This window comes from Mucilaginibacter gossypii (assembly GCF_017569325.2).
Lineage (GTDB): Bacteria > Bacteroidota > Bacteroidia > Sphingobacteriales > Sphingobacteriaceae > Mucilaginibacter > Mucilaginibacter gossypii.
The window spans coordinates 2277852-2304395 of the sequence record NZ_CP071878.2; the positions used below are offsets into that span (position 1 = coordinate 2277852).

The 26544-nt window shown below is 44.5% G+C and carries 33 protein-coding genes and 1 tRNA gene; 28 read left to right on the top strand and 6 right to left on the bottom strand.

Features of this window, described 5'->3' with window-relative positions:
* Positions 1-343: 343 nt before the first annotated feature.
* From J3L18_RS09545 to J3L18_RS09575, 7 genes are all read left to right on the top strand, one after another.
* Positions 344-1306 carry an SLAC1 anion channel family protein gene (locus J3L18_RS09545; RefSeq protein ID WP_129571008.1) on the top strand — a complete coding sequence of 321 codons (963 nt, stop codon included), beginning with the start codon at positions 344-346 and terminating at the stop codon, positions 1304-1306.
* A gap of 246 nt (positions 1307-1552) precedes the next feature.
* Positions 1553-1753, top strand: coding sequence for a hypothetical protein (locus tag J3L18_RS09550; RefSeq protein ID WP_112652421.1), 201 nt, complete (start codon positions 1553-1555; stop codon positions 1751-1753).
* A gap of 145 nt (positions 1754-1898) precedes the next feature.
* Positions 1899-2735 (top strand): sulfite exporter TauE/SafE family protein, encoded by an 837-nt coding sequence (locus tag J3L18_RS09555; RefSeq protein WP_129571007.1) that lies wholly within the window; start codon positions 1899-1901, stop codon positions 2733-2735.
* On the top strand, positions 2736-3107 hold the full coding sequence (locus J3L18_RS09560) for a DUF1634 domain-containing protein (RefSeq protein WP_091170571.1): 372 nt from the start codon (positions 2736-2738) through the stop codon (positions 3105-3107).
* A 384-nt stretch (positions 3108-3491) separates the two neighbouring features.
* Positions 3492-5231, top strand: coding sequence for a thiamine pyrophosphate-dependent enzyme (locus J3L18_RS09565; protein ID WP_129571006.1), 1740 nt, complete (start codon positions 3492-3494; stop codon positions 5229-5231).
* Positions 5232-5241: 10 nt separating this feature from the next.
* Entirely contained in the window at positions 5242-6504 is a 1263-nt protein-coding gene (locus J3L18_RS09570; RefSeq protein WP_208102468.1) for an MFS transporter, read from the top strand.
* A gap of 24 nt (positions 6505-6528) precedes the next feature.
* Positions 6529-7989, top strand: coding sequence for a porin (locus J3L18_RS09575; RefSeq protein WP_129571005.1), 1461 nt, complete (start codon positions 6529-6531; stop codon positions 7987-7989).
* A gap of 307 nt (positions 7990-8296) precedes the next feature.
* Here J3L18_RS09575 and J3L18_RS09580 read toward each other — a convergent pair whose 3' ends face one another.
* From J3L18_RS09580 to J3L18_RS09605, 6 genes are all read right to left on the bottom strand, one after another.
* Positions 8297-10543 (bottom strand): tetratricopeptide repeat-containing sensor histidine kinase, encoded by a 2247-nt coding sequence (locus tag J3L18_RS09580; protein ID WP_129571004.1) that lies wholly within the window; start codon positions 10541-10543, stop codon positions 8297-8299.
* A 177-nt stretch (positions 10544-10720) separates the two neighbouring features.
* The gene (locus J3L18_RS09585) at positions 10721-11449 is read right to left on the bottom strand and encodes an SDR family oxidoreductase (RefSeq protein ID WP_129571003.1); all 729 of its coding nucleotides are present in this window, start codon (positions 11447-11449) and stop codon (positions 10721-10723) included.
* A 152-nt stretch (positions 11450-11601) separates the two neighbouring features.
* Positions 11602-11922 (bottom strand): hypothetical protein, encoded by a 321-nt coding sequence (locus J3L18_RS09590; protein WP_091170556.1) that lies wholly within the window; start codon positions 11920-11922, stop codon positions 11602-11604.
* Positions 11923-12478: 556 nt separating this feature from the next.
* On the bottom strand, positions 12479-13447 hold the full coding sequence (locus tag J3L18_RS09595; RefSeq protein ID WP_129571946.1) for an ISAon1 family transposase: 969 nt from the start codon (positions 13445-13447) through the stop codon (positions 12479-12481).
* Between the two features lie 7 nt (positions 13448-13454).
* A complete protein-coding gene (locus J3L18_RS09600) occupies positions 13455-13811 on the bottom strand; it encodes an ISAon1 family transposase N-terminal region protein (protein WP_129571947.1) in 357 nt (118 codons plus the stop codon).
* Positions 13812-14100: 289 nt separating this feature from the next.
* Positions 14101-14505, bottom strand: a complete 405-nt coding sequence (locus J3L18_RS09605; RefSeq protein ID WP_129569893.1) for a helix-turn-helix domain-containing protein — start codon at positions 14503-14505, stop codon at positions 14101-14103.
* Positions 14506-14680: 175 nt separating this feature from the next.
* Between J3L18_RS09605 and J3L18_RS09610 the strand changes: the two genes are divergently transcribed.
* The 21 genes from J3L18_RS09610 to J3L18_RS09710 all read left to right on the top strand — a co-directional run bounded on the left by J3L18_RS09610 (position 14681) and on the right by J3L18_RS09710 (position 26541).
* Positions 14681-14926 (top strand): hypothetical protein, encoded by a 246-nt coding sequence (locus J3L18_RS09610; protein WP_129569894.1) that lies wholly within the window; start codon positions 14681-14683, stop codon positions 14924-14926.
* A gap of 3 nt (positions 14927-14929) precedes the next feature.
* Positions 14930-15541 (top strand): response regulator transcription factor, encoded by a 612-nt coding sequence (locus tag J3L18_RS09615; RefSeq protein ID WP_129569895.1) that lies wholly within the window; start codon positions 14930-14932, stop codon positions 15539-15541.
* 171 nt (positions 15542-15712) lie between these two features.
* Positions 15713-16141 carry a hypothetical protein gene (locus J3L18_RS09620; protein ID WP_129569896.1) on the top strand — a complete coding sequence of 143 codons (429 nt, stop codon included), beginning with the start codon at positions 15713-15715 and terminating at the stop codon, positions 16139-16141.
* Positions 16142-16349: 208 nt separating this feature from the next.
* Positions 16350-16444, top strand: a tRNA-OTHER gene (locus tag J3L18_RS09625).
* Between the two features lie 147 nt (positions 16445-16591).
* Entirely contained in the window at positions 16592-16822 is a 231-nt protein-coding gene (locus J3L18_RS09630; protein WP_129569897.1) for a hypothetical protein, read from the top strand.
* 1 nt (position 16823) lies between these two features.
* On the top strand, positions 16824-17003 hold the full coding sequence (locus J3L18_RS09635; protein ID WP_129569898.1) for a hypothetical protein: 180 nt from the start codon (positions 16824-16826) through the stop codon (positions 17001-17003).
* Between the two features lie 24 nt (positions 17004-17027).
* A complete protein-coding gene (locus tag J3L18_RS09640) occupies positions 17028-17768 on the top strand; it encodes a hypothetical protein (protein ID WP_129569899.1) in 741 nt (246 codons plus the stop codon).
* A gap of 12 nt (positions 17769-17780) precedes the next feature.
* On the top strand, positions 17781-17924 hold the full coding sequence (locus tag J3L18_RS09645; RefSeq protein WP_189549258.1) for a hypothetical protein: 144 nt from the start codon (positions 17781-17783) through the stop codon (positions 17922-17924).
* Positions 17905-18087: a hypothetical protein gene (locus J3L18_RS09650; protein ID WP_129569900.1), complete on the top strand. Its 183-nt coding sequence runs from the start codon at positions 17905-17907 to the stop codon at positions 18085-18087. Before J3L18_RS09645 ends, J3L18_RS09650 begins: the two co-directional genes overlap by 20 nt.
* 4 nt (positions 18088-18091) lie before the next feature.
* Positions 18092-19228 carry a DNA primase gene (gene dnaG / locus J3L18_RS09655; protein WP_129569901.1) on the top strand — a complete coding sequence of 379 codons (1137 nt, stop codon included), beginning with the start codon at positions 18092-18094 and terminating at the stop codon, positions 19226-19228.
* Positions 19225-19431, top strand: a complete 207-nt coding sequence (locus tag J3L18_RS09660) for a hypothetical protein (protein WP_129569902.1) — start codon at positions 19225-19227, stop codon at positions 19429-19431. Before dnaG ends, J3L18_RS09660 begins: the two co-directional genes overlap by 4 nt.
* A gap of 3 nt (positions 19432-19434) precedes the next feature.
* Positions 19435-19926 (top strand): hypothetical protein, encoded by a 492-nt coding sequence (locus J3L18_RS09665; RefSeq protein ID WP_129569903.1) that lies wholly within the window; start codon positions 19435-19437, stop codon positions 19924-19926.
* 1 nt (position 19927) lies between these two features.
* Positions 19928-20164, top strand: a complete 237-nt coding sequence (locus tag J3L18_RS09670; RefSeq protein ID WP_129569904.1) for a hypothetical protein — start codon at positions 19928-19930, stop codon at positions 20162-20164.
* Positions 20164-22716, top strand: a complete 2553-nt coding sequence (locus tag J3L18_RS09675; protein ID WP_129569905.1) for a hypothetical protein — start codon at positions 20164-20166, stop codon at positions 22714-22716. Before J3L18_RS09670 ends, J3L18_RS09675 begins: the two co-directional genes overlap by 1 nt.
* A gap of 18 nt (positions 22717-22734) precedes the next feature.
* Positions 22735-22992, top strand: coding sequence for a hypothetical protein (locus tag J3L18_RS09680; protein ID WP_129569906.1), 258 nt, complete (start codon positions 22735-22737; stop codon positions 22990-22992).
* A gap of 26 nt (positions 22993-23018) precedes the next feature.
* Positions 23019-23381 carry a DUF2528 family protein gene (locus J3L18_RS09685; RefSeq protein ID WP_129569907.1) on the top strand — a complete coding sequence of 121 codons (363 nt, stop codon included), beginning with the start codon at positions 23019-23021 and terminating at the stop codon, positions 23379-23381.
* Positions 23378-23575, top strand: coding sequence for a hypothetical protein (locus tag J3L18_RS09690; RefSeq protein ID WP_129569908.1), 198 nt, complete (start codon positions 23378-23380; stop codon positions 23573-23575). Before J3L18_RS09685 ends, J3L18_RS09690 begins: the two co-directional genes overlap by 4 nt.
* A 3-nt stretch (positions 23576-23578) precedes the next feature.
* Positions 23579-24301, top strand: coding sequence for a hypothetical protein (locus J3L18_RS09695; RefSeq protein ID WP_129569909.1), 723 nt, complete (start codon positions 23579-23581; stop codon positions 24299-24301).
* The gene (locus tag J3L18_RS09700; protein WP_129569910.1) at positions 24298-24513 is read left to right on the top strand and encodes a hypothetical protein; all 216 of its coding nucleotides are present in this window, start codon (positions 24298-24300) and stop codon (positions 24511-24513) included. Before J3L18_RS09695 ends, J3L18_RS09700 begins: the two co-directional genes overlap by 4 nt.
* A gap of 1 nt (position 24514) precedes the next feature.
* Positions 24515-25714 (top strand): phosphoadenosine phosphosulfate reductase domain-containing protein, encoded by a 1200-nt coding sequence (locus tag J3L18_RS09705; RefSeq protein ID WP_129569911.1) that lies wholly within the window; start codon positions 24515-24517, stop codon positions 25712-25714.
* Positions 25714-26541, top strand: coding sequence for a DNA adenine methylase (locus tag J3L18_RS09710; protein ID WP_129569912.1), 828 nt, complete (start codon positions 25714-25716; stop codon positions 26539-26541). The genes J3L18_RS09705 and J3L18_RS09710 overlap by 1 nt, the downstream gene beginning before the upstream one ends.
* The last annotated feature ends 3 nt before the right edge of the window (positions 26542-26544 follow it).

Sequence of the window (26544 nt, forward strand, 5' to 3'; positions counted from 1 at the left end):
AGAAAAAACATTTCAATTAATAATGATATATCGCTTTTGTACGGGCCATTGATTAAATAGAGACAAAGCGGCGCCCGGAATTGACCTTGTCGAGAAGGCCATTATTGATCCATCCATTGTTACATTAAGTCAAAAGAGCGCGGGGGCCCGTAGCACCTTATAATTAGCGGTATATCAATGACGAAAACCAGTTAGCGTAATACCGCGATACGGTGAATGCGCAATAAACAATAAACAACTGACTATCAGTACACTAATAATTGGAATGCCTTTTATTCGGTGTTATCATAAAAGATCGGCGTACCCGGTCCTCCATATCAGTATCAACTAATTTATTAGCCACATGATAATCTCCACACGAGAAAGCTTTATTGAATTTATGCCGGTGAGCATATTCGGCAGCGTAATGGGCTTATGCGGTTTATCATTTGCCTGGCGACGGGCTGCAGCGATCTGGAACATTTGGGAATTGCCGTACTTGATTTTCGGATTGTTCGCGATTGCGGCCTTTATCGCCTTATCAGCCTGTTATCTGGTCAAATGGTACAAGTCCCGAAAATTAATTATAGAGGAATTCCGGTCGCCGAAAACGATTTGCTTTTTCGCAACCTATATCATCTGCTTGCTGCTCCTACCCGGGGTCGTCATCGATTTTTTTCCCAAGGTAGCCATCGTCATCTGGTGTACCGGAGCCATATTAATGCTTTTTTTTGCATGGTATATGCTGAGAAGATGGCTGGATGAGCGGCAGGAACCGGACTCAGCCATGCCTGCATGGGTCCTTCCCATCGTAGGTACTTTGGACATACCTATAGTCGGTAATCAATTGCCTTTGCCCGGCATCCATGAAATAACAATGATGGCCTTCGGGATCGGTTCAGTATTCGCGCTGGTCCTTCTCGTGATCCTTATCTCCAGGCTGATTTTCCAGGCACCTTTACCGGAGGGCCTGCAACCATCCCTTTTTATTTTAACTGCGCCATTAGCACTTGCTTTCACGGTTTACCACCAGTTGACGATGAAGCTGGATATTACAGCCGGAACTTTATTCTATTTTAATCTGTTTTTGGCCCTGCTGCTGGGCAGTAAGATTTTTCTAATTCCCCGAGCATGTCCCTTTAAAATCTCATGGTGGTCGGTGAGCTTTCCGTTATCGGCACTTTCTATCACAGCACTGACCTATGTGGAAAATAAACCCGACTGGGCCCATCAGCTCTTTGCCGCCGGAATGCTTCTGTTAGCCACTATCGTTATCTCCTACTTGTCTGTCATGACGATGTTCCGGGTGGCCACTAAGACATTTTAAGTCCAAAAATCTGGGTCGGCCGTAAGCCTGGCAACAAGCACGGCCGTACTATAAAACCGATAAAATGCTGGTAAAAAACAATATATCAACAATGGAGACCGGATTAGCGGTATAAAGCACTTGTACACGCTCATAAAAAAATAACAAACAACTGACTTACAACTATTTAAAACATGGCACTTTCATTGATACCTCTTCAGTAATTAACAACAGTGATTTACATAAACAGACTTAAAGATTTCAATCATGAAAACAAAAAAGAAGGAAAAGAAAACAGTCGCCGAGGCACCAGAGGGGCATGATCATCATGAAACCTACCTGGAAGAGGAAATGCCCAATCCCGACCATGAATTTCCGGGAGTCGGCCGTGTAGTAGGGGATTTCGTAACCAGGGACCACGGGAGATCTTCGCACCGTATGATCGATCATGAACCAGGAATTTTTTAATTACAGGACAGGTGAAGTACAACCCGGAAGCTGTTGTTAGGGCGGCTTCCCGGGGCCTTGCCTGTTCCCCAAGCCAGAAGGCGCACATGGATTGCACACCGTGCAAGGCTTCTCTATTTACAAACGGCAATCACCCATTTAACCGATGACGCTAATTGCATTTACTTTTTTCATATTAGCTGGAGCTTACCTGGCAGGCTTAATAGGTTCGATGACAGGGTTGGGTGGCGGCTTTATTGTTATTCCGTTATTGACTTTACTGCTGCATGTCAACATTCATTACGCAGTTGGGGCATCTCTGATCTCTGTCATTGCTACTTCTTCCGGTGCAGGCGCTGCTTACGTTAAAGATAGCCTTTCTAACTTTCGCCTTCCTATGTTTTTAGAAGTTTCAACAACGCTTGGGGCGATCGTGGGTGCTTTATACGCAGCCCTCGTCCCGGCACATTTAATACCCGTCATGATCGGAGCTATCCTGATTTTTTCCTCAGTCATGTCACTGCGCAAGAAAAACGATAACCCATCAAAACAGGTATCTAAATTAGGTGAACGCCTGAAGCTGAACGGTACTTATAACAATGGTTCACAGGTCATTCCTTATAAGGTCAGGCATGTTACAAGCGGCTTCATCGCCATGTTCTTTGCCGGCGTTATTTCCGGTTTGCTGGGCATCGGGTCGGGAGCATTAAAAGTTTTCGCCATGGACACCGTAATGAATATTCCATTTAAAGTTTCCACAAGCACCAGCAGCTTTATGATTGGCGTAACTGCTGCCGCCGGCGCAGTGATCTACTTCCAGCGCGGGTACATTGATCCTGTAATCGCAGTGCCTGTCGCTACAGGGGTAGTCTTCGGGGCACTGACGGGTGCCAAGCTGCTGACAAAAATTAATTCACCGCAGGTCCTGCGCCTGCTGTTTGCAATTGTCGTTTCCCTGCTGGCGGTTCAAATGATCTATAACGGCCTTAAAGCGCATCATTAAATGGATAAGTTCAATAAAAACAACATCAACCAGCTGATTGGCGGCGCCCTGCGGTTGGGTGTCTTCCTGTCATTGATTTTTATGGTTGCAGGCGGCATAGGATATTTATCCAGCCGCAGTGAAGAACCTGCCGCATTCAGCGCCTTCCGTGTAAGCAGGCTATCATTTCCAGCGGTCTTCCAGGGGCTTTTGTCCTTCCAAAGCACCGCCATCATTAACTTTGGCATCATGTTGCTTATCGCTACCCCCGTGATGAGGGTGGTGCTCGCCTTACTGAGCTTTGTATTAGCTAAAGATTCCCTCTACACCGTGATCACCATCCTGGTGTTGCTCATCATATTATTCAGTATCATCAGCGGGCATAGCTCCTGAAGACTAATTCCCGCAAGTTTAACATACATAGCAAATGGCAAGACCTTATCCCACGGTACAATCCGCCTGATGCTCCGGCAAGAACTTTTCTTTAGTCCTGTTCATGTTTTGTCAGCGATACTTGGTCATTAACCGTTTTTTAAGCGTTCGCCAGCTATTCTCTGAACGAGATCTACAGCAGATTCCTTTAATCGCTGCCTATTATCGGCATTTCAATCACAACTGCCTAAACTTCGATATATCGCTACCTTCATTTCCGCGAATTATAATTAAATAATTGAATATCAATTAATTATTAACTGGCACTACATTCCCTATCTCCTTGTTGATGATGGACGGAAGACATCCGGCCAGGATTCACCTAACAATTAAACAAAGCAACAAATGACAAAGAACGTATCACAACAACTTGTTGAGCTTTTGGTTAAAGCGGGCATTAAGCGTATCTATTCTGTTACCGGGGATAGCTTAAACGAGTTTAATAACGCAGTCCGGAAAGATGGGAACATTCAATGGATCCACGTGCGGCACGAGGAGGCGGGTGCTTTCGCGGCTGCTGCGGATGCAGAACTTACAGGCCTGGCCTGCTGTGCGGGAAGCAGCGGCCCCGGGCATGTCCATTTAGTAAATGGTTTGTATGACGCACACCGTTCGGGCGTGCCGGTACTTGCTATTGTATCAACCTGCGCCACCGGGGAGTTCGGCTCAGGCTATTTTCAGGAAACCAACACGACCAGGCTATTTGACGATTGCAGTCATTATAACCAGATCGCTAATACTGCCCATCAGCTTCCCCGAATGGCACAGGCAGCTATTCAGCATGCCATACAAAAAAAAGGAGTTGCCGTTTTAGGGCTTCCCGGAGACGTGGCGGGATTACCGGCCGTGGATAACATATCCGCTGACAGGAATTACTTTACGACGGCGACTATTCAACCGTCAGCAGCAGAAATTCAGGAGTTAGCCGAACTGATCAATTCCCATCAAAAGATTTGTATTTTCTGCGGCATTGGTGCCGCCGGAGCCCATAAAGAAGTTGTTGAGCTATCGTCTTTCTTACAAGCGCCGGTTGGTTATTCCTTCCGTGGAAAGATGAGTATCGCTCACAACAATCCTAATGAGGTTGGTATGTCCGGGCTTGTGGGTTTACCAGCCGCATACCACAGCATGCACGAAAGTGATCTGATCCTGCTACTGGGAACTGATTTTCCTTACGTTCCGTTTATTCCCCAGGATAAGACGCTGGTGCAAGTTGACCTTCAGCCGGAGCGCTTGGGACGGCGGGCGAAATTAGACATAGGGCTTTGGGGGGATGTGAAGGCTACCATAACAGCTTTGATGCCCCTCCTCGAAAGAAAAACAGATAATAGTTTCCTGAAAGCCCAGTTGCAAGTACATGAAAAGGTAAAAGACCACTTACTGATTTATGTAAATGACAAGGGCAAAACGGACGCTATACATCCGGAAGCAGTGGCCTTCATTATGGACAAACTCGCAACGGATGATGCGGTGTTCACTGTCGATACAGGTATGTGCTGCGTATGGGGCGCGCGCTACATTACCGCCAACGGAAAGCGAAAATTGATTGGATCGTTTACACATGGTTCGATGGCAAACGCAATGCCACAGGCTATCGGCGCTGCGCTGGCATTTCCAGGCCGGCAGATAGTCGCCATGTGCGGTGATGGTGGTATTTCCATGTTACTTGGCGACCTGGCAACCATTAAACAGTACAATCTCAATATAAAAATCATCGTCTTCAACAACCGGTCACTGGGCATGGTGAAACTTGAGATGGAAGTTGCCGGAATTATGGATTATCAAACCGACATGGAAAATCCCGACTTCGCTATGGTTGCTGAGGCCACCGGCATTAAAGGAATTACTATCCATGATCCGGGACAGCTGGAAAGTTCGATGACCCAGGCTATGGCACATCAGGGCCCGGTATTGGTGAACGTTTTTACGGATCCCAATGCATTAGCCATGCCGCCAAAACTAAACTTCAAAATGGTAAAAGGCATGTCCCTGTATATGGGCAAAATGATGCTTGGGGGGAAATTTGAAGAAGTGATCGATACCCTAAGAGCCAATTATAAGCATCTGGAAGACCTAAACAATTAATACAAAGGACATGAAAAATATAACATCGCCGGCAGCTAATCCCACTATGAGCCGTATGTTCCGGGACCGCGCATTTATTATAGCCTGGGTTTTCGGATTGATTTTCTATTTTCTGGAGTATGTCATTCGGTCGGCACCGGCTGTAATGATCAGCCAATTAAGCACACTTTTTAAGGTAAACGCTTTGGGTGTAAGTGGCATCTTAGGTACTTATTATTATACCTATTCTGTTACCAGCTTAATAGCAGGAATGTCTTTAGACCGTTTCGGCGCACGCTACCCTATCGCTATTGGCACCGGTATATTGTTCTTAGGCTGCCTGGCTTTTGCTGCACCGTCTGTAGCCATGGGCGATTTTGGCCGTTTACTTCAGGGAGCAGGTTCTGCATTTGCCTTTACCGGATGTGTTTATCTCGCTGCCCATGGATTCGCCCCCTGTTATCTGGCCACAGCGATTGGGGTAACCCAATGTATTGGTATGCTTGGCGGATCGGCAGGTCAGTTCGTGACCGGTCCCTTATTGAGGTCAGGTTTGCCTGTTACCGTATTCTGGGTTGGGATAGGCATTGCCTGCGGTATAGTCACACTAATGCTTTTCCTGAGTACGCCTGCAGAAAATAAGCGTAACCATCAACAAAACACTCTTTCGGGCATACTCGTTCCTTACCGAGTTGTTTTTTCCAATCCTCAATCCTATTTGAGCGGACTTATTTCAGGGTTGTTGTTTGCTCCTACCACGATTTTTGCCATGACCTGGGGAGTTACTTTCCTGCAACATGACCGAGGTTTTTCCTATAGTTTGGCAGTAATTACCTGCTCCATGGTGCCGCTCGGCTGGGTGATTGGCGCCCCCCTACTCGGTTGGTTTTCTGATCTCCTTGGTAGGAGAAAGCCTGTATTATCTTTGTGCATCATATTGATGGTTATCTGCCTAATACAATTTACCTACTTTCCAGGCCTGATCTCTGCTTTTTTCACAATGCTCATATTCGGCATAGCCTCCGGAGCGGCTATGATCCCATATTCCATCATCAAGGAAGCCAACCCAGATAGTGTTAAAGGCAGTGCGACCGGCGGGATTAACTTCCTGACATTTGGTGTTACCGCTATACTGGGACCGGTGTTCGCACACTTTTTTGGAAAAACCTTAACGACCGCGGCGGACCCGGCAGTTCATTTTAATGGGGCTGTTACTTTCCTGCTGGCAACTACCGGAATGGCATTTCTGATCAGTCTGATCATCAAAGAAACCGGTTCTGCCGCAAAGAAATGATATAAATATCTAAACGTTACGACGATGAAAACAAAACAATACATCAGAAAAATTTCATTTTCAGTAATTCTGGCTTTGACAATTGGCATAGCTTACGGGCAAGGCGGTTCGCCATCCTATACTGACGGGCTAACCATTAAGCTGGACAGCACGGGTCAAAAATATGTCAGGTTCCTGGTCTGGACAGACTTCAGGGCCCGATATTCAGAGTTGAATCCCGGTACTGCAGTAAACGGCATCGCTAAAGATAATATGCTGGACTTCAGCGTTCGCCAATTCCGATTTGCATTATACAGCCAGTTAAGCCAGCGCTACCTGGTACTTGGAACTATTGGAATAGATAATCAAAGCTTCTCCAGCGGAGGTTCGGCGGGAGGCGGTAATACGGGAAACGGCGGCGCAACATTCAACGGAACTTTGGGCAAAAAGCCTTCCCTGTACGTGCATGAGTTATGGAATGAATATACCATTGTTCCAGACAATGATTTTGCAACGCATAAGCGTAACTTTGCCTCATTATACATTGGTACGGGCTTGCATTATTGGGTTGGTATCAGCCGCATGTCATCCTTAAGCTCATTCAACTTCCTGGCCATCGATGCGCCAATTTACAACTGGCCCCTGATCGATAATTCTGATCAGTTAGGACGCCAGGTGGGTATTTATCTTAAGGGTGTTATCGGGCCTGTTACCTACCGATGGGCGGTTAACAAGCCGTTTACTGTTATTACTCCCGCCGTCGCCTATGCTAAGCCCAATGCCCCTGAATTAAACTATGCGGTAGATAACAACGCAAACGGTAACCTGTCTACTACGGGATATGCAGCCTGGCAATTTTTTGATAAAGAAAACACCTTGGTTCCTTATACCACCGGAACCTATGTTGGTACAAAAAAGGTGCTGAATATCGGTGTCGGCTACTATTACACCGGCAAGGGTACCACCACGCAAGTAAACAATACAGCTACATCTCCGCTAATTAACCATAATATTAGCATTTGGGCGGCTGACGTATTTGCCGATCTACCCTTTGGCGGCAAGCGGCAAAACTGGGCATTTACCGGCTATAGTGTTTATTACCATGATGACTTCGGGCCAAATTACCTGAGAAACGGATCGATCATGAATGAAAATGTCGGACCGGCCCAAAACTATACCGGAGTTGTATCACAGGCCGGCTATGGTAACGTTGCTCCGATTATTGGTACAGGTTCATCATGGTTTACCCAGGTTGGCCTTTTATTGCCCAAAACGCTTTTAAAAACAGACGTTGTGCGTTTACAGCCATTTGCCGAATACAGCTTGCAGCAATTTGAAAGGTACGGCAGTTCAAAATTTACCTGGTGGAGTGCCGGCGGTAACGTTTACCTTGACGGCCATCATGCCAAAATCTCCTTTAAATATCAAACCAGACCTATCGTTGTTAACAATCAGCAAGCTTTTTCAAAGGGCAGTTATGTTATTGCAACGCAGGTATTTTTATAGAGTTAGGAAAGCAGGCTGCTAACATCAACTCAAAAAAGGAATTGGCGGCAAATTTATCAAACGGATATTTGTTTACCAAAAACAAATATCCGTTTCGTTTTTTATCCGTTGCATTCAATCCATCATGTGCTCTGGCAGGGGCAACAATATTTACATTCGGGCTTATGAGGCAATAGGTCGTCTTGCTATTTGATCTGACGGATAATGCCTGCTACAACCGCCTAAAGATACAATCCTAAAGATCAAAGCACCCGCATTTGACTATTCAGCGTTCATTAAGCAAAGCCATTACCGGGTATCCGTCTAATCAAACAATAGCTGCACCTGTTTCCATGTAACGATCTGAATCTGTTAGATTTTGATTCCTGAAAGATATGGTAATTTTAGTTCCATATTCAGCTTCGCAGCTGTAATCGGCGTGGATATCAGCACTTAAGCCACTAATCAGCTTAAGCCCCAGGGATTCAGTTCCATTTTGACATTGATTTTGCGGCATACCGATCCCGTTATCAATAATTTCGAGTTTAATCAAGCCATCATTTTCCGACATTAGAATGAAAACGTCGCCATTTCTATCACCGGGAAACGCATACTTAATGCAATTTGTAACGGCTTCATTCAGGATCAGCCCCAAAGGAATAGCGTGTGAGATGCCGAGTTCGATCTTTTCCACATCAATGATAAAATGGATTTTCCCGAAGGTATCAAAACTGTCCTGAAGAGATTGCACCAACTCCGGAATGTAAAAGGCCATGTCAATAGTTTTAATTTCATCTGACTGGTAAAGTTTCTGATGAATTAACGACATGGCATAAATACGATGCTGGCTGCTTTCAATCGCTTTCAAGGCATCATTTTCCAAATACTGTGCCTGTGATTCCAGGAGGCAGATAACCGTGTGCAGGTTATTTTTAACGCGATGGTGAACTTCTTTCAGCAGGCATTCTTTGCCGGTAAGCAATTGCTGTAATAATTCATTTTTGTGTGTGATGATGGCATTTGCCGCTTTCTTCTGCTTGTAAATACGGTAGATCAGCGCACTGATGATCAGCATCACGATGATACCCCCCAGGGTAAGGTTTTGAACCAGCCCCGCATGTTTAAGTTTTGTTTGCTGGAGCAGCTCATTTTGTTGCAGCAGCTTTATCTGCTGATCCTTTTTTTCCGTTTCGTATTGCACTTGTTGTTTTTGGAACTCGACCGCCTTGCGCTCGTTGAAAATCGAATCCTGTATCTTATTGAAATGTATCAAATGCTGCACCGCCGACCGGTAATTACCTTTGGCCGTGTCAATCCTGAATTTTAGGGAATATAACGCCGACCGGTCGTAAGCAGTGCCGTTTTTGGCCAGCAATTCTTCACTTTTTTTCATATAATCGGTTGCCTGACCAAATGATTGCGCCGCCAGGTAGAACTTGGACATGATGAAATTATCTTCAATCAGCTTGGCAACATTCAGCTTGTTTTTATATTTCAGGTCAATAGTCCTTAACGCTTCGGCATAAGGTCTGCCATTACCGATTTGATTTAATTTCGTATATATTTTCAAAAATAATTCATTGGTTATCCTCGAAAGATCCATATCATTTTTCGGCGCCGGGTATTTTCCCAAAACTTGTTGCAAAATCCGCTTTGCGGCGATCGGCTGTTCGGTATTGAGGTAGCTGTTTACGATGTTAACACATAGAAAATAGATGGTATTAACATCGTTGTATGTTTCCGCAGTTTTAAGCGCCTTGACAAAATAGAATGTTGAATTTTTATAATCATGTTTCCTGTAAAATATCAAACCCAGGTGATTATTAATGGCGCACAATTGCATAGTGGTGTCTTTGTCCAGCTCTGCCGTTTTCAGCGCAAGTAATGCATAGGACAGCGCCTTTTGCAGATTGGTATCATACAAATAAGCAACAGCAATCAGATCATATACTTCCTGTACCGCCTGATAATGGATAGATTTGTAAAGTGCCAGTGATTTCAGAAGTTTTTCTAAAGTGGTTTGCACAGCGTTATCATACTCACCCAGACGCTTATATCCGTACGCCTGCCTTTCGACATTATTCGTCATTTTAAATGCCTCAATCCCTTTCGTGTATAGATCCAGGACCTTACTGCTGCCCGAATCATCGTAAGGATTATAATAAGTGGCACGTTGGTAATAAGCCTGCCCCAGGTGGTAATAGTTTTTAGCATCACTCAACAACTGGATGGCTTTATCGTTTAAAACCTTTGCTATTTCCTCTTGTTTGCTTTTCCTTGCCAGATACGACTCTACCAAAGCAGTGTATCCGTAGGCCGTAATGGATTTAATTTTTGTATTCATGCGTTTCGCCTGGTCAATAAACAACCGCGCGCTGTCCAGGTCTGTCTTCAATTGACCTTTTTTGAATATATTGAATTCTGCAAGGGTTAATAAAGCATGGATATGCGCGGTATCTGTAACCTTTTGCTGAACTATTTTTAGCAGTTGGTCTGCTTGTTGCCTTTTGATCTCCTGGCCCCTGCACAAAAAAAACGTTCCAACCAGGATAAATAGCAGTATAGGTTTTCTCATAATCTGATTATAAATTGATTAGCTAAAATGTTTAAAAGTTCAATTTTCATGCTTTCTCGGGATGAGATGATGACTTTAAGTTCATATTCATCAATACGATATGTTTGGATCTACAACAATCTCCGGGCTTAGCGCAATTCATCGTTTTCAGATCAAACTGCTGATGCCCTCAATCAATCATTTATCATGGAGCCGCCTTGTTAACCTACCTTCGTCGATTACCAGGTTTTCCCCGGTGGCAAACGGGTGCTTTATGAGATAAATCAGCGCGAGCGCCACATCCCCCGGTTCCCGGAAGCTGCCGAAGAATCGAACATCATTGACCGCTGTAATTCTGGTTGGGCGTTCCGTAATTGTACGGTAGTAAGACTCCTGGCGAGGCAAACCTACTGTAACGCAGTTCAAGCGAACAGGCGCTAATGGAACTGCCATTGCCTTCGTATAATCGGGTAATATATCTTTAATACAGGGATCCGGCGATTGATTAACTGAGCAAATGGTAATCGAACAACCGGGTCCCATGAGCGGTAAAGCATACTTAATAGCAGCAGATATACTGATAAAACAGGTTGTAATAAAATGCCGCTCTGCCACTTCCGGCAATACATCCGATCCAATGGGAATCATATGCTCGGGGAGAACTATGACCATGTGATCTAAAGAAGCCCGGTTAATGAATAATTCCTTATAGCAATCATCACACCCCAGTTCGCTCTCCTTCATATTACAGCCAAATGGCAGAACGAATTTGTTTTTTAATACCGGGCTTAACTCCCTGCAAACCGCTGTTACATGCGCCCCTTCTGCTGCTGCAAATATCGCAGTAGCCTGTCCGATAAGAGATTCAGCTCCTATGACAACGACATTTTTACGTTTTAAGGACCGGTGATAACTATGATCTTTCATTTCATTTCAGTTGGCCAGGCATTACACAGGGAAAGGTCTGCTTAAGGCTATTCACGATACTCTGGCATTTAAACAGGCATCATGACCAACAAACATTCGATCTCAATGCCAACGGTAAGGCGCCTTCGTTTGCGCAACACGCTTCTGATGAATCAGGTCGGTTGGCAAATCAATGCCGCGGAAAGCTTTGACCAGAGGTGAATCGAAAGGCCATTCGTAAAAGTATTGAATGCGATCATGAGAATACCTTTCAGCCCATTGTGCATCGAAGCTATCGCATAAATAACGCAGCCCCGATCATTTACAGCTTCCCTTTCAAAAAGATGCGTTTCTACAATCTCGAAGTCGTCTGGATTTAGCAGTTCCCTATTCTGGACACAAAGCAAGTTTTCACTTTTAAGGACGTAGTCAAATTCATAACCTTTCTTTTGCAGATCTATTATTGCCTCTTCCTTGTTACTGTAATTATTCATAATGGTGAAAATGTGAGTGAATGCATTGTCAAAGCTGCCCGTGCTGCATCATTCAAAACATTCAATCCCTATGCCATCAGAAAAACAAACTGACTATCAATACATTACCACTTTAAAAAAACAGCTCGGCTTGCTTCATTTCGCTTATTCTAAAATAATTAACCAAATATCAATAAACCGTATCTGGGAGAGCATGCACTAAGTGTTGTCATCTTCGTGCCTAATGGATCAATGGTTTGTGTTGATACTAGCGCACAGTCTATTTTAAAATTTATTTTGGATAAATTATGATTGACATCCTTACCGGGTAATTGCCAGGGCACCATTTCTAATTTCGAACAAGATACAGTTGGGACATTGCAACTCTAAGAGCGTACCACGCCAGCCTCTTCAAAAAACGATTTCGAAATTAAAAAGACGGTAAGCGACTGTAAAAATGTGCTTAGCCTTAGTCAAGGCTCCACACATAACATCAAAACTGAGCACCTAAGTTAAAAACTTAAATTAGGTACTCAGTTAGGGATCAGACCGAAAAGTTGGGGGGGGGGGATAAAAGTCATGCATAGATTTTAGCGAGTCTGAATAGAAAAAAGGAAGTGTCTCTGACTCCTCTTAAAGTTGCCCTGAAAGCTTTCACCTTCGCATTGAAAGATTCTGCAGATGCGTTTGTACTTCTGTTGTCGAAGAAGTTTAAGATAGATTCATAATGTTGATGAACAGATCTGGCTACAGTTTTAAAAGCGTCAATATTTGCCGTTTCCACATCATTATACCAGATAGCCAGTTTTTTAAAGGCTATCACTTTGGTTTTACAGGTTGTAAATATCTTACCTAAACCGATGGCAAGATCATAAGCTTTAAGTAATTCCGGATATCTGGTAAAAAGCAGATCAGCCCGCTCTTTTTGAGATAGTGTCCATTTTGACCGGTGTTTGAACAATAAGTAGCGGCTTCGGGCCAGTAATTGTTTTAAAGTATCGCCATTACTAAATACTTCGGGCTGATAGGGTTGTTTGTTTTTCCGGGCCTGTTCAATCAGCTCACTTTCCGCATCAAGAGCTTCCCAGCGATACTTTATTCTTGCTTCCTGTACAGCATCATAAGCCAGCTTTTGTACATGGAACCTATCTACCACACGCACAGCATAATTAAAACACCTGCGGATAGCTTTGATCATATTAGCCGCCATGTCCATCGTTACTTCCTTTACCTTATTCCTTGACCTTAAGGGTATTTTCTCCAGCGCAGCTATGATCTGTTCAGACTGTGTGCCTTTGATCATCGCCACTATAGCTTTTTTGTTCCCTTTGGCCTGTTTGTTAGTCACGATGGTATAGAGCTCCCCGTTGCTTAACGCGGTTTCATCTATACTCAGATAAGGGCCTATGTTATCTGCAAACAGCATCCAGTCCTCTGCATGCTCTTTTTGATCCCAGCTGTGGAAATCACTTAGGTGGTCTTTGTATTGCTGCCCGAGCTGCTTGCCGTCTACCTGGTATAACCGGCCTAATAAATGGCTGCTGATCGGGTGATTATCTAAATATTCCTTTTAAAAAAATGCCGAATTCCGTTGTCATTCGCGCCCCTTTTCTTACCAAATCCCAATCTCTTGTGATGATCTCCCCGCTCGCCTTTACTTCCCATCTGCGTCTTTTTATACACAAGGCTACTTTATGGCCACGAATAGGAAAATCCTGAATTGCCGTCTCCGGCAAGAAGCCTTTCGACTCTAATTGTGATTTATCATAACCCGATGGCACCAGGTTCTTTTCTTCAAGATAGATATTCAATTGACCCTTCTCCGAGGAATGAACATCTGTAAGTTCAAAATAGTTTAAAAGGCCTTCTGGTAGGATTAAACGGACGAGGGTTTCGTATGCTGATGACAAGTGGATGCCTGTTGTGTTTTATATCCACAAAGCAAACACTTTTTTTATTCCCCCACAATTTTTCTGCTTGATCCTCAGTTAGGTGCACAGAAGTTGACGTTTCTTGAGGGTTATTGAGGGGGTAATTAATGAAAAACCCCTTAAATAAGCTATTTAAGGGGTTTTTAGATCTTTTTAAAGGTTAGAAAGTGCGCCCACCTGGGGTTTTATCTCCATTGCATATCAATATTTTAACGACATAGTTGCGAAGCAAACTGCCCCCTCCTACTCGTATTTTGGCATGTATTATCTATTTTAATGTAAATCCATACTTGGTTGCCTCTCCCTTAAAGGATGCTATCAAATCACTTAGCCTGGACAAACTACCCTGATCAGCGTTAATTTTGATTGACAGCGACAATTCGATAGTATCGGCGGTTTTATATTCTGATTCAGGTTCTTTTAGCAGACTAACCGAATCCATAGGAACGTAATCGTTTAATTTTGGATTGAACACGTAGTTAGTAAAATCCAACCCGGTAGCATCCTTCAGGTCCTGTAAAAATTCAAAATCAAATTTCTTCCTCGTGTCAAGCTGATTGACAGCCTGTCTACTCAAATTCAGTTTTTCAGCAATCACTGTTTGCGATATGCCAGCCTGTTTTATAGCTGATTTTATCTTCACACCAAGTAGTTGCTTTTCCCTTTTTGCCATCAATGCAAAATTATGTGTCTTATTGTCAATCAGTTAAAATACAAATTCACATTTTATTGCGAAATGTACACATTTTGCTTGCTTTTGTCAATCAATGGATTTACATTTGCTTAACACGATTGACGCACAAATGACGCAATCTTAACACAGGACATCAATACATAAAAAACAGTATATGTTAAGCAAAGAGGAAAAGAGAGCATTAGTCGCAAACTTGCCGGATAACTGGAAGGCGACAGCGGCCGAAAAATTTCAAAAATCAACCAGTTACGTCGAAAAGGTTGCTTATGGTTCAATTGAAAACCTGGAAGTGTTTGAGCACCTTGTTTCAATCGCCGAAGCTAACAAGCTTAATCAGGCTAATAAAATGGTTGAACTGAAGGAGCGTATTACCAACCTCGCTAAACCTATCAGCGCATAAGCCATGGCCAACCAAACCACCCTTTCACAAATTAAACAGCCAGTTTACCAACGGGTAACCGCAGGGCTATTTGGTAGCGAAGTAGAGATATTTTATTACGGTACCGAAGTATATGCCATTTACCAGGGGCAGAGGCTTGCTTTTAACGAATGGCCGCAGCACTTATTTGATTGCCTTGCTGCCGATCTGATCAAGCACCCGCTGGCTATGGATGCGCTCGACGAATTGAATGTTACAGAGCTTCGGGATCGAGTTTGGATTTATGCCCGCTGCCGTTTCGGAAGTTTTGACGGTAAACCGGATATCAGTGCCGATGGCAAAGTACACCACACCGAATATTACGATTGCGGCCTTCGTGGCGAATGCAGCTTTGAAGGGCGGATCTGCTCGCATATGAAAGTGGAGCAGGGATACCTTACCCCCCGTGAGATAGATATCATGCGCCTTGCTGCCGAAGATTTCATGAATAAGGAAATCGCCCACCAACTGAGCATTTCAGTAAAAACGGTACCGGTGCACAAGCGCAATATGATCAGGAAAATAGGGGGACGGCGCAATGGTGATATTATCAGGTTCGCTGTTGAGCATAACATTACCCATAACAAACAAGCCTAAATAACAAGTCCCCGCCGTGGAGGGCAGGGACTATAAATAAAATGCTAATTAACCAATCAACGCTTTTGCCTTTTACGCTAAACGTTATAACTCAAAGGAAACTAAAATTTTCCTATATAGCTATAAAGTGCAGCAAATTGTATCAAAAGCGTGAAAAATTTTTCACACGTTATGATTTACGCTGAAGCTAATTACACTCAGGATAACCGTGTATCAATGGTTATCTGCTATCCCGACAGCCAGGATAACAAAACAGTTACCGTAGCTAATGAAAGTGAGGGCAGGCGCATTGTTTACTTCCACAATAGGCAATACTTCAAATTACAGCTAACTGAATGGTTAGGGCAGCGGATAAACGCACTGAACCATGCCGAGGTTGTTGATGAAGACCGGATAACCCTTGCCGAAACACTGATTGAGTGCATAAATAAACACAGCAACGCTTTGCATCCGCAATGCCGAAAGATCATCGAAAAAACGCCGTTGCTTTTAAAGCTTGCCCCCTCAGCGCAAAGCCGGCATTACGACAAATACCGATCAGACATTTTACCAATTATACAATTCTGCCACGACCTGCAAGGCATACCCTTTCAGGCATAGGCATCAAAATATAGGGGCTGTTCTTTATGCGGTTAGGAAGACGAGCTTAACTGTTTTGGAAAACCGGTACCCCGCCGGCATTTAAAACAACTATGATAGCGGCCGTGCAGGTGGGATGTGTAGTTGGATGGCCTGGGCGATGGCAGGAGGCCAGGAGAAGTGAGGTTGATAAAGCGCCCAGGTGTAATGGGCCGGGGCAAAAAAGTCGTCAGGGTGGCGAAATGGTAAACGTAGCAGTTAGCTGTGGGTGATAAAGATATAGCGCGGTATCTCACCGTTGCGGGTTCGACTCCCGCCCCTGAAACAAAGGCAAGGCTTGAAAGGCAGTTACTAAGCCGTAAGGCGATAGCACCCAAGTAGACACCTGCCTAATTGTGATAAGGTTTAGGTTAGGCCCCCGAAATGCGAGATCGAGGGGGCTTTTTTAAAAAGCAACTAATCAATTTAAATATGGGCACTATAACAACAAAAAAAGCCGAGATATTAAATAATGATCCGGCATTTCTGCAATGGCTGCACGAACTAACCGTAGTGGGCTACAGCCGAGACATTGTCATCCCGGCCGATCATGCCGATGTGATCCAGTACATCTATTTAACCACCGAAAGCATTGATCACGCCCTCGATATGTATCAAAAATTCAGGATTAGGTGGGATGTTTTAACTGCTGAATCTCATTGATATGCTGCATAGAAACACCTATATAAAAAACCTGAAAAAAGGCGAAGTGCTGGCAAATTTAGGGAAGATCCAAAGTATTGAAGAGTACGTCAATTGCTGGGTAGTGACTGTAAAAACCTACGACAATGTAACACTGGCAATGAAATATCCGAAGTCTCAAATCTTGATAACGGTATACTAATCAGCTAATTCAACTAAATAATATATGAATAATACTTACAACCTAAGCCAGTCCGAGCGAGTATATCTCGGGCGTGTCGGCACCACAAAAACAATCGCCCTGCCATCCAGGCCAACTGAACAATCACGTCCTGCAAGGCGCAAAACCGAAAAACCTAAAGCAGATCTGCAAAAGCTGATGGATAGCGACGTAAACTTTAAAAAGTGGATCATTGGGTTTACTAAGGCCGGCATCGATAGCCGCATCGTTATCAAATTTGATAAGTCGGACGTGATCGAATATATCTATTTGAGCGAACCCGCAACAATGGATAAGGCGTTGGAGCTATATCAGCAGCTCACCGCAAAACGTGTAGATAGCAACCCTAAAAACGCCGGCCGCAAACGCCTGGATGACGCGGTACGCGAAGAGCGGGAAGAGAAACGAAAAGATGTTATTGTTAACCATCGCAAGCAACTGGACGAAAGCCGCCGCGAAAAAAAGCAAGCCAAAAGGCAGCATGAGGCGCAGGTAGCCGAAAAGCATAAACAAATCTTAACCGACCGCGAAAGACTTCAATCGCTGCAAAACAAAGCCGCTTCTGCTACTGCGACTAAAGAAGACCTGCCCGAAGGCTGCACCATTGTTGAGGGCATGTTCGCCCAGCGGGGCAAAACAGCCATCCGCATTAATGCCAAAACCATCATTTACGTGAAAAACGGGCACAGCATACTGCATGCCATCGAAAAACACCTGCTTCACCAAAAACTACAATTAGCAATTTAAAAACCTAATGATATGATCCTGACAATTATCCTGGTTGCGGGCGTCAATGTGGCGATGATCCTGATTAAAGCCGCCGACGATCACAAACAAAAGCAACGCGCCAAACAAGCTCATGAACGCTATAAAGCCCAATGCCATGCCAAAACAAGTCATTAAAACAGGGGGCCGCGTAAGCACCAAAACATCATTTATGTGGGTGCTGGGCTTCGGGTACAAATCCTACTTTATTAACCAATGGGGCAATAATGTAGTAAAGGTATCACAAACGATACTGCCATTCTGCGTGATTGAACGAGTGCAACTTTATCAAAAACAATAACCTTATGATCTCACAAGACACCATCGACAAAGTGCGGGAGGTTGACCTGCTAACGGTGATATCCAAATATGCCGCCGTTAAAAAAAAGGGTGCTAATCATTTCGGGCCGTGCCCTTTTCACAATGAAAAGTCGGCCAGTTTTTCATTCAGCCCGGTAAAAAACATGTATAAATGTTTTGGATGCGGCGCGGGCGGAAATAACCCGGTTGCCTTTATCATGGCTAAGGAAAACATGGATTTCCCGACCGCTGTAAAATATTTGGCCGACTGGTTTAACATCACCGTTGAAGAAACCAGGACGGACGAGCCCGACGAAGTGCGCAGCAAGCGCGCCGATCAGCTCGAACTAATGAAATACGCGGCCGAAAAATACCGCAAAAACCTATTCAACATGGTCAGGATGCAAACGGCCGAACAGCCGATGGAAGCAGGATCACCGGTAACCGAACTGCTGTTAAACCGCCGGTTAACCACCGAAACCATTATCCAGTTTCAAATCGGCTATGCACCAAAAGAGCGGTTTTTAGCGCCGAACATCAAAGAGCGCGGCTTGCTGATCCCGGCCGAAGAAATAGGCCTGGTTAAAGTGGGCGATAACGGTAGCTACGACATTCAGCGCGAACGGATCATTTTCCCGATCCAAAACGAGCGGGGCGAAATAGTGGGCATAGGAGGCCGTAAAATGGAAGATGGTAAAAAGGATAACCCCAAATACATCAACAGCCCCGAAAGCCTGATATACAACAAAAGCAAGGTGCTTTATGGCCTTTTCCAGGCAGGCCCGCACATCCGCAAAATGAAATTTGCCTGTGTAGTTGAGGGCTACTATGATGTAACCGGCTTCCATCAGGCAGGTATGCCAAATACCGTAGCACCTTGCGGCACCTCATTTACTGAAGAACAGGCCAAAATTTTAAAGAAGTACACCAATCATGTGGTATTGATACGGGATAGCGATGATGCCGGTAATAAGGCAAACATGCGTGATGTGGACATGCTGCTGAAACAAGGCTTTAAAGTTGATATCTGCCTGCTGCCTACCGGGGAAGATCCTGACAGTTTCGCCCGCAATATGCAGCCTGGGGAAACCGAACCCGAACCGCAGGAAGATGAACAGGAAGAAATGGAGGTAGCGGCATGACAAGGGACGAATTTGAAGCCGGAAAAAGCTTTTTGATAGATGATGAGCCTTTAAGATTCAATAACAAAGACAATATATTAACTCTTGATGATGATCGGCACTCTATAATTTATGAAATCGACGATGATGGCTTTTGTGTTGAAAACTGGCCATTTGAGGATATCAGAATTGAATTTTCCCGTTGCACCGTATTTAAATATTAAACCATGAGCCAACAACTTCCAGGCATTACCGAGGATTATTTTTTATCCGGGCAGCCATTTTACTATCAAAATACACCGGCATTTATTTACCGCTTTTCGGCCGATGACAATAATGCAAAGCGCGGCATCCTTATTTCTGATCAACGGAGCCAGCCGCAGCACGTTAACGGCATCCATGAAAAAGGCTTTACCATGCTCGTGATCAATAAGCCGATGAATGTGCGCTTTAGCGACTGCCACACACCTGTAAACAGGATGAAAAAGAACGACCTGCTTAACGAGAAACAATTCATTTACCGGGGCACATTTACCCACTTAACGGATAAACAGCTTCAGTTCGACAGTGCTAAAAACCTAATCATCGAGGTTAAAGAAAATCAGCTGTTAACGATCCAAACTATCCAGGATGAAAAATTTGCCGTGATCGTGCGCGGCTTTGGCATCATCCCGATTTACTATCACGAATGCGAGCTTATCGCGGAAACTTCTAAATAACATGGGCCAAAAAATAACTATTGTATTTGATCCCGAAACGGGAAAAGGAGAAGGCAATTTTTTTCAAATTGATAATGGGATCAAAGTTGTAAATGCGATTAAAGCCCTCGAATACTTAGCCAATTGGATCCGCAAAGGATCGGAGAAACATGCCGAACTCAACGGCATGGGCAAGGACACGCCCTATGAGTTAAAAAGCGCGTTTTTAGCTAATCAGACCGTGGAGGAAGTATTATAATGTCTGCACCCCTACTAAACTATATAAACCTGAATAAACAGGACGCGGTTGTTTACAAAGCCAAAACCCTGTACGTCGCTGCCGGCGAAGACATCCATCTGCAAACAGAGGCCGTAAGCAGCATAAAGCTGATGCTGGCCTGTATTGATGATGATATCCTGGCCGATTTTTACATCAAACGTATTTCGCAGGAGATCGGAACCGCAAAAAACGCCCTGGCAAAAGGTGTTAAATCAGTACAGGATACCGAGCGCCGCAAAAATGAAGAGCAGCACGTAGCTGAGGGCAAACAGGCTTTCCCCGCCTGGGTAAATAAAGACCGGGCTAATACCATCGGTTTCGACTGGAAGGTTGATACCGTAAACCCTGATTATACCGGCATCTACTTCCGCGAAAATAATAACTACATGAGGCGGCTTACCAATTTTACCATTAAGCCAATTTTGCAGGTGATCAGTCATAAAGATGACGGCCGGCGTAGGCTAACCGAGATCAGTAACGGCTATACCAAACAGGTTTTTGAGCTGCCCAGCTCGGCATTTACCAGTACGGTAAAGTTTGAAACGATGCTGATGGATTTCGGGGTATACTTCTGTGAAGAGGGTTTTACCCAAAGCCACCTAAACCGCATCAAATCTTTTTTCCTGGGCCAGTATTCCCGCGGTTATGAGCTCACCACTTTGGGTTGGCAGGATGAGGGCTTTTTTGCCTTCAGCAATGCGCTTTTTAAGGATGGTGTCAAATATTACAACGAATACGGCATAGCCGAGGTTGACGGCACCAAATACCTGAGCATGGGATCGAGCAATATACTCGAGGGCCTGCGTGCCGGTACAGATCGGTATAAAAACGACCGGCATTTAAAGTACATCATGCCGTCGGTTAGCTTTAGAGATTGGTGCGACCTGATGATGAAGGTGTACGGTAACCGGGCGATGATGGGTATTGCCTGGGCATTTTTAGCACCGAACAGGGATATCGTTTTATCCAGGTCGAATTATTGCCCTTTGCCTTATTGCTACGGATCGGCCGGCTCGGGAAAATCAAAGTTTGTCGAATCGATCATAGCCATATTTCTGCACGATATCAAGTTAATCAACCTTAACCAGGTATCCATATTTGCGTTTTGGGCATCGGCAAGCCGCTTTAAAAACGTACCGATGGGCTACAACGAATTTGATCCACAGGCGATAGCCGAAGCCATCACCAAGGCATTTAAAGGGATGGCCGAAAACGAGGGCAGGCAGAAAGGCACAGGAAAGGGCAATGATACCGAAACACAGGAAGTAAACTGTATGCCTATGCTGCTTGGCCAATATGCAGCTACAGTTGATGACGGTTCGATCATGAGCCGCTCTATTGCCGAACGCTTTGTAGAAAACAATGATTATACCGACGAAGAGAGCGACAATTTCGACAAGCTGAAAGCATACGAAAAGGCTGGCATTACCGGGCTGTCAACGGTGATCATTCAGGAACGCCCGATGATTGAAGATAATTACCTCACAACTTTTAAGGGGGTAATGAGCGCTTTGAATGCTGATTTTAAAGAGGAAGGCTACACACCTAAAACCCGCGTAGTTGAAAACTACACGGTGGTTTTAACGCTCATGAAGCTGTACCAGGGCGCTATTGACCTTCCTTTTACTTACGATGATTTTTATGCCTACTGCAAAGATCAGATTCGCAACCTGAACACCGTAATTGCCGAAAGCAATACCCTGGGCGAGTTTTGGAAAGTAGTTGAATCGCTTTCGGATCGTGTGGACGGCCATTGCCTTGAGCCGGGCTGGGATTATAAAATTGAGACTGTAACGGAGTTGAAAGGCGTGTTAGCCGAAGGTGCTTCGAAAAAGGTGATCAGTTTTGATAAGCCCACCCGGCTTTTGTTTTTACGCTTTACCAATGTTTACCCGGCCTATGCTAAAGAAAAGCGCAATGTTACCGGTAAGGTTGCAATTAACGAAAGTACCGTTAAAGCCTACCTCACCGAGCAAAAACACTTTATAGGCACATCTGCCGGCAGCATATTCAAAAGCAAAAAAACAGGTCTTAAAAAGAACACCAGTAGCATGGTTTTTAACTATGAAAAGCTGCTGTTAAATGATGTCAACCTGATGGAAAGCGCCGGCGAAGATGACCGGGTATTAGTAACACTCGATGGCCACGTTGAGCGCGATGCCTACATACAGCACCTGTTAAATACTGAAAAAGTGGTTTTCATGCTTACTAAGGATGAAAGCTATCAGCGGGATAATGTGAGGGTTGAAAAGATCACTAAAACCAAATGTTTTTGGACTGATCTTTCACAGGCCAATAACCTGAAGCTGGGCGACGAGATCAGGGTGACCGGTATGCTGAGCATCCAGGGCGAAAAGCAATGGCGCAACCTCGAGGTACAAGGTATTGAAGTGATCAGGCAGGTACCCCGCGAAGTAACGCCGGCAGCGCCCGCCAATCCATACGCGCCGCCATCGCCGGTAAACACCCAACTATCATTTGAGAGCATCGATCCCCCGGGTGATGACGATAACCAAACAGACCTTTTTTAACCCTTTAAAATCTTAATAATGTACGACGAAAAGCAAGTAAAAACCCTGATCAAAAAATACAGGCAGTACCGCAACTATCAAACCAAGCTCGAAGAGCTGCGCAGCAAGGGCGAACGTGCACCGGGCAAACAAAACATCAAACCCATGAAAGCGCTCCTGGCCAACATCAACGGTGTGCGTAAGGAAATGGACACCCTTGTAAACGAGATGCAGCCACTTAATATAAAGCCTAAAAAAACGCTGGTTAAGGGCGATCCGACCGGGTTGGTAAACTAAGTAGTAACAATTTAAACCGAAAAATAATGGCTAAAAAAATGTATGACATTGAGTACGGCCCCACCTGGTGGGAATGTACCGTAGTGGTTGACCACACCCCGGAAGTTGATAACGCTATCCGCAGCATGGTTGAATTTTGGATGGGCTATGAGGATAGGCTCAAAGCTAACGGTTATGACTACACGAAAACATTTTTACAGCAGCTCGGCAGGGAAATCAACTTTATCCAGGCTGAGCAGCACGTAAACCTCATAGGCGTATTGAAAGCATTTGAGAGCCGCGAAGGATGGTGTAAAATGGACGGCAGCGCCGGCATCGAGATCATTGCCGCCGAAGATTTCTCTTTCGATCATAACCAATATGTGGTAATGGAGGGCCTGCCGGTATGAAAAAACGTTATAGGATCAAGCCTGTAATGGGCGGTTGGTCAGACTTCGATTATAGAATCGAGTGTTGGCGACCATGGTTTCCTTTTTGGATCCGCGTAGGTATCTCGAAGACATTTTCAAACATCGATGTAGCTGAACGCTGGCTCGATCAGCGGTTAAAACCGGCGGAGTATCAACCCAAAAAATCAATATAAGCCATGAGAAAAGAACGACCTATCCTATTCAGCACCCCAATGGTGCAGGCCTTGTTAGCCGGCCGCAAAACCATGACCCGGCGGGTTATAGATGAACCGTGGCTAATAACTTTTTTAAATAGAATGGAAAATGCCTACAGCAAGGCTGATTTACCGGATACGCTTAAACGGATAGTTACCGATAAAAAAAATGATGGTGGTTTTGAAGTGCCTTGCAAGAACGGCCAAATAGGTGATCTTATTTGGGTTCGCGAAGAGCATAATATAAAGTTAAACGGCAACTATGTTCAGTGCCTTTTCAAAGACCTTGGTGCCGTGATGCTTCCTTTTAGTGAGATTTCTGAAAAAGCCTTAAACAACATCAAAAAGAGGAAAACATTAGGTAAGTGGCAAAGGGCACGGTTTTTACCAAAAGAATTTTCGCGCATTTGGCTTGAAATTACAGATATCAGAATTGAACGTCTGAAGAATATTACTGAAGAAGATTCGCTGAGAGAGGGCGTTGAAATGATTGTAAGTAAAGACATACTGAATGGCCTTTATAAAAATTATCAAAAGGATAATTCAGGCTTTCTTACTCCGGTAGGCTCATTTTTGTCGGTTTGGGATGTAATAAACGGTGATAAATCTCACGAATCCAACCCCTGGGTTTGGGTAATAAGCTTCAAAGTTTTATCAACTAATGACAAGCCAGAAAACGTCGATAAGGAGGCGGCTACAGCATGAAAATGTTTTTGAAAAAGTTTGATAGCCCTGTTACGGCTATCATGTGCATCCTAACCGGGGTAATGGCCTTTAGTTTTTTGGTGATGGGCATCTTCCAGGCATATACTCAAATTCCTTCAGCATTCAGGTTTGCGCTGGGCATTGGCGTTATAGCGCTCCTGGCTGCTGTGTTTATTGTTGGTTACTGGATGAGGCAGGCAGTTAAAAAGTAAAATGAAAACATCGCAATCAAACTTATTTGAAGGAATATCCCGGCGGCTGCAAATGACTGAGAGCTTTGAATTAAGCTGGCAGTCGTTAAATGCTTACGGTCCTCGTTATAACTATTGGTGTGTAGCATGGAGCGGAGGTAAGGACAGCACCACCTTGGTGACATTTATAATTTGGAGCATTATGTCAGGCAAGATCAAAGCCCCTAAAAAAATCTTCATTTTATATGCAGATACCAGGCTTGAGCTAACGCCTTTGTTTTATGCTGCTCAAAAGATAATGGAAGAACTTGCTGAGCATGGTTATAACGTAGAGGTTGTTATGGCTCCTATGGAAAACAGATTTCTGTGCTACATACTTGGCAGAGGCGTTCCGCCGCCTAACAATGCAACATTTCGTTGGTGTACGTCCAGGATAAAAATCGAGCCTATGGAGGTAAAGTTAAAAGGACTGGTAGGCGAACTCGGCGAAAAGGTATTGATGTTAACGGGGGTTCGGCAGGGCGAAAGTGCGATCCGTGATCAGCGGATTATTATGTCATGCTCAAAAAATGGCGCCGAGTGCGGGCAGGGATGGTATCAAGAAACATTACCCGAATCACTGTGCGATACATTAGCGCCCATACTTCATTGGCGGGTATGTCACGTTTGGGAATGGTTGAAACATTGGGCTCCTTTGCCTGAATACGGTGATTTCTCTACAGAGTTGATTGCCGATGCTTATGGCGGTGACGAAGCTGAAGAACTTAATGCCCGAACCGGTTGTATGGGATGCCCCCTAACAGACAAGGACACAGCACTTGATAACCTACTTAAAAAAACTAAGTGGGAATACCTGGCACCATTGAAACGGCTTCGCCCGATTTATAGGGAACTTCGCAAACCCCAAAACCGGTTGCGTAAAACAGGTCTTGAGGTAAATAACGAAAAGAACAAGCAACGTATGGGGCCTATCACGATGGCCGCTCGCGATTGGGCATTCAACGGGATATTGGCTATCCAAAATGAAATCAATGCAGTTGCTGATAAAATCGGCATGCCGACAGTTTATCTGCTGAATAATGAGGAGCAGATTTTTATCCGCAAGTGTTGGTCTGAAAACCTTTGGCCGAATAAATGGACTGGTGAAGAACCGACCGGTGATACACCTATGGATACAGTTTATGCCGATGGTAGTGTTCAACCCTTATTATTCGGAAAGTAATGGCAAGGATAAAGGTAGACGCCTACAGCAGCTATTTCGGCGGGAAATCCGGTTCGGGGACTTACCAAAGTATCATAAACCGGATACCCCCGCACGAGGTATTCTTTAGCCTGTGCCTGGGCAATTGCGGCATCACACGGCATATCAAACCGGCCAAGCTTAATTATCTCAATGATATCGACCCGCAGGTAATAGCATCGTGGCAAAATGCGGTACGTGATCATGATCATTACCATCTGCTGAATATGGATGCCGAAGACGTGATCCGGTACCTCATCGCACATAAATACGATACTGCAGCCACGTTTATTTACATTGATCTGCCTTATTTATTCAGCACCAGGAAAGGCCAGCGCCCTGTATACCGCTTTGAATCCGATGAGTTTAAGCATATAGCGGTGATCAAAGCGGCCAGGGCCTTGAAACATACCCGGGTAATGTTTAGCCATTATCCAAATGATCTGTACGATGAACTATTGGCCGGATGGCAAACGTTTGACTTTCCCAGCACCACCCGTAAAGGCCAGGTTTTGGAGCGGATCTATTATAACTATGAGCTTACCGATCAGCTGCATGATTACAGCTATATTGGCGAAGACTTTAGGGAGCGTGAAGCATTAAGCCGGGTAAAGAAAAACTTTATCCGTAAGCTAAAGCGCCTCGATCCGCAATTACGCAACGCCATATTGCAAGATCTCACATCGCAAAAAAATGCGCTGGCAGCTGTACCCAAAAAGATAGGCGAAAATTTAAACGGGTACTCAATTGATTTCATCTACGTTGACGAAGCCCGTCACCTGGTTTCATCGCAAAAAAAGGAGGTGTGATAT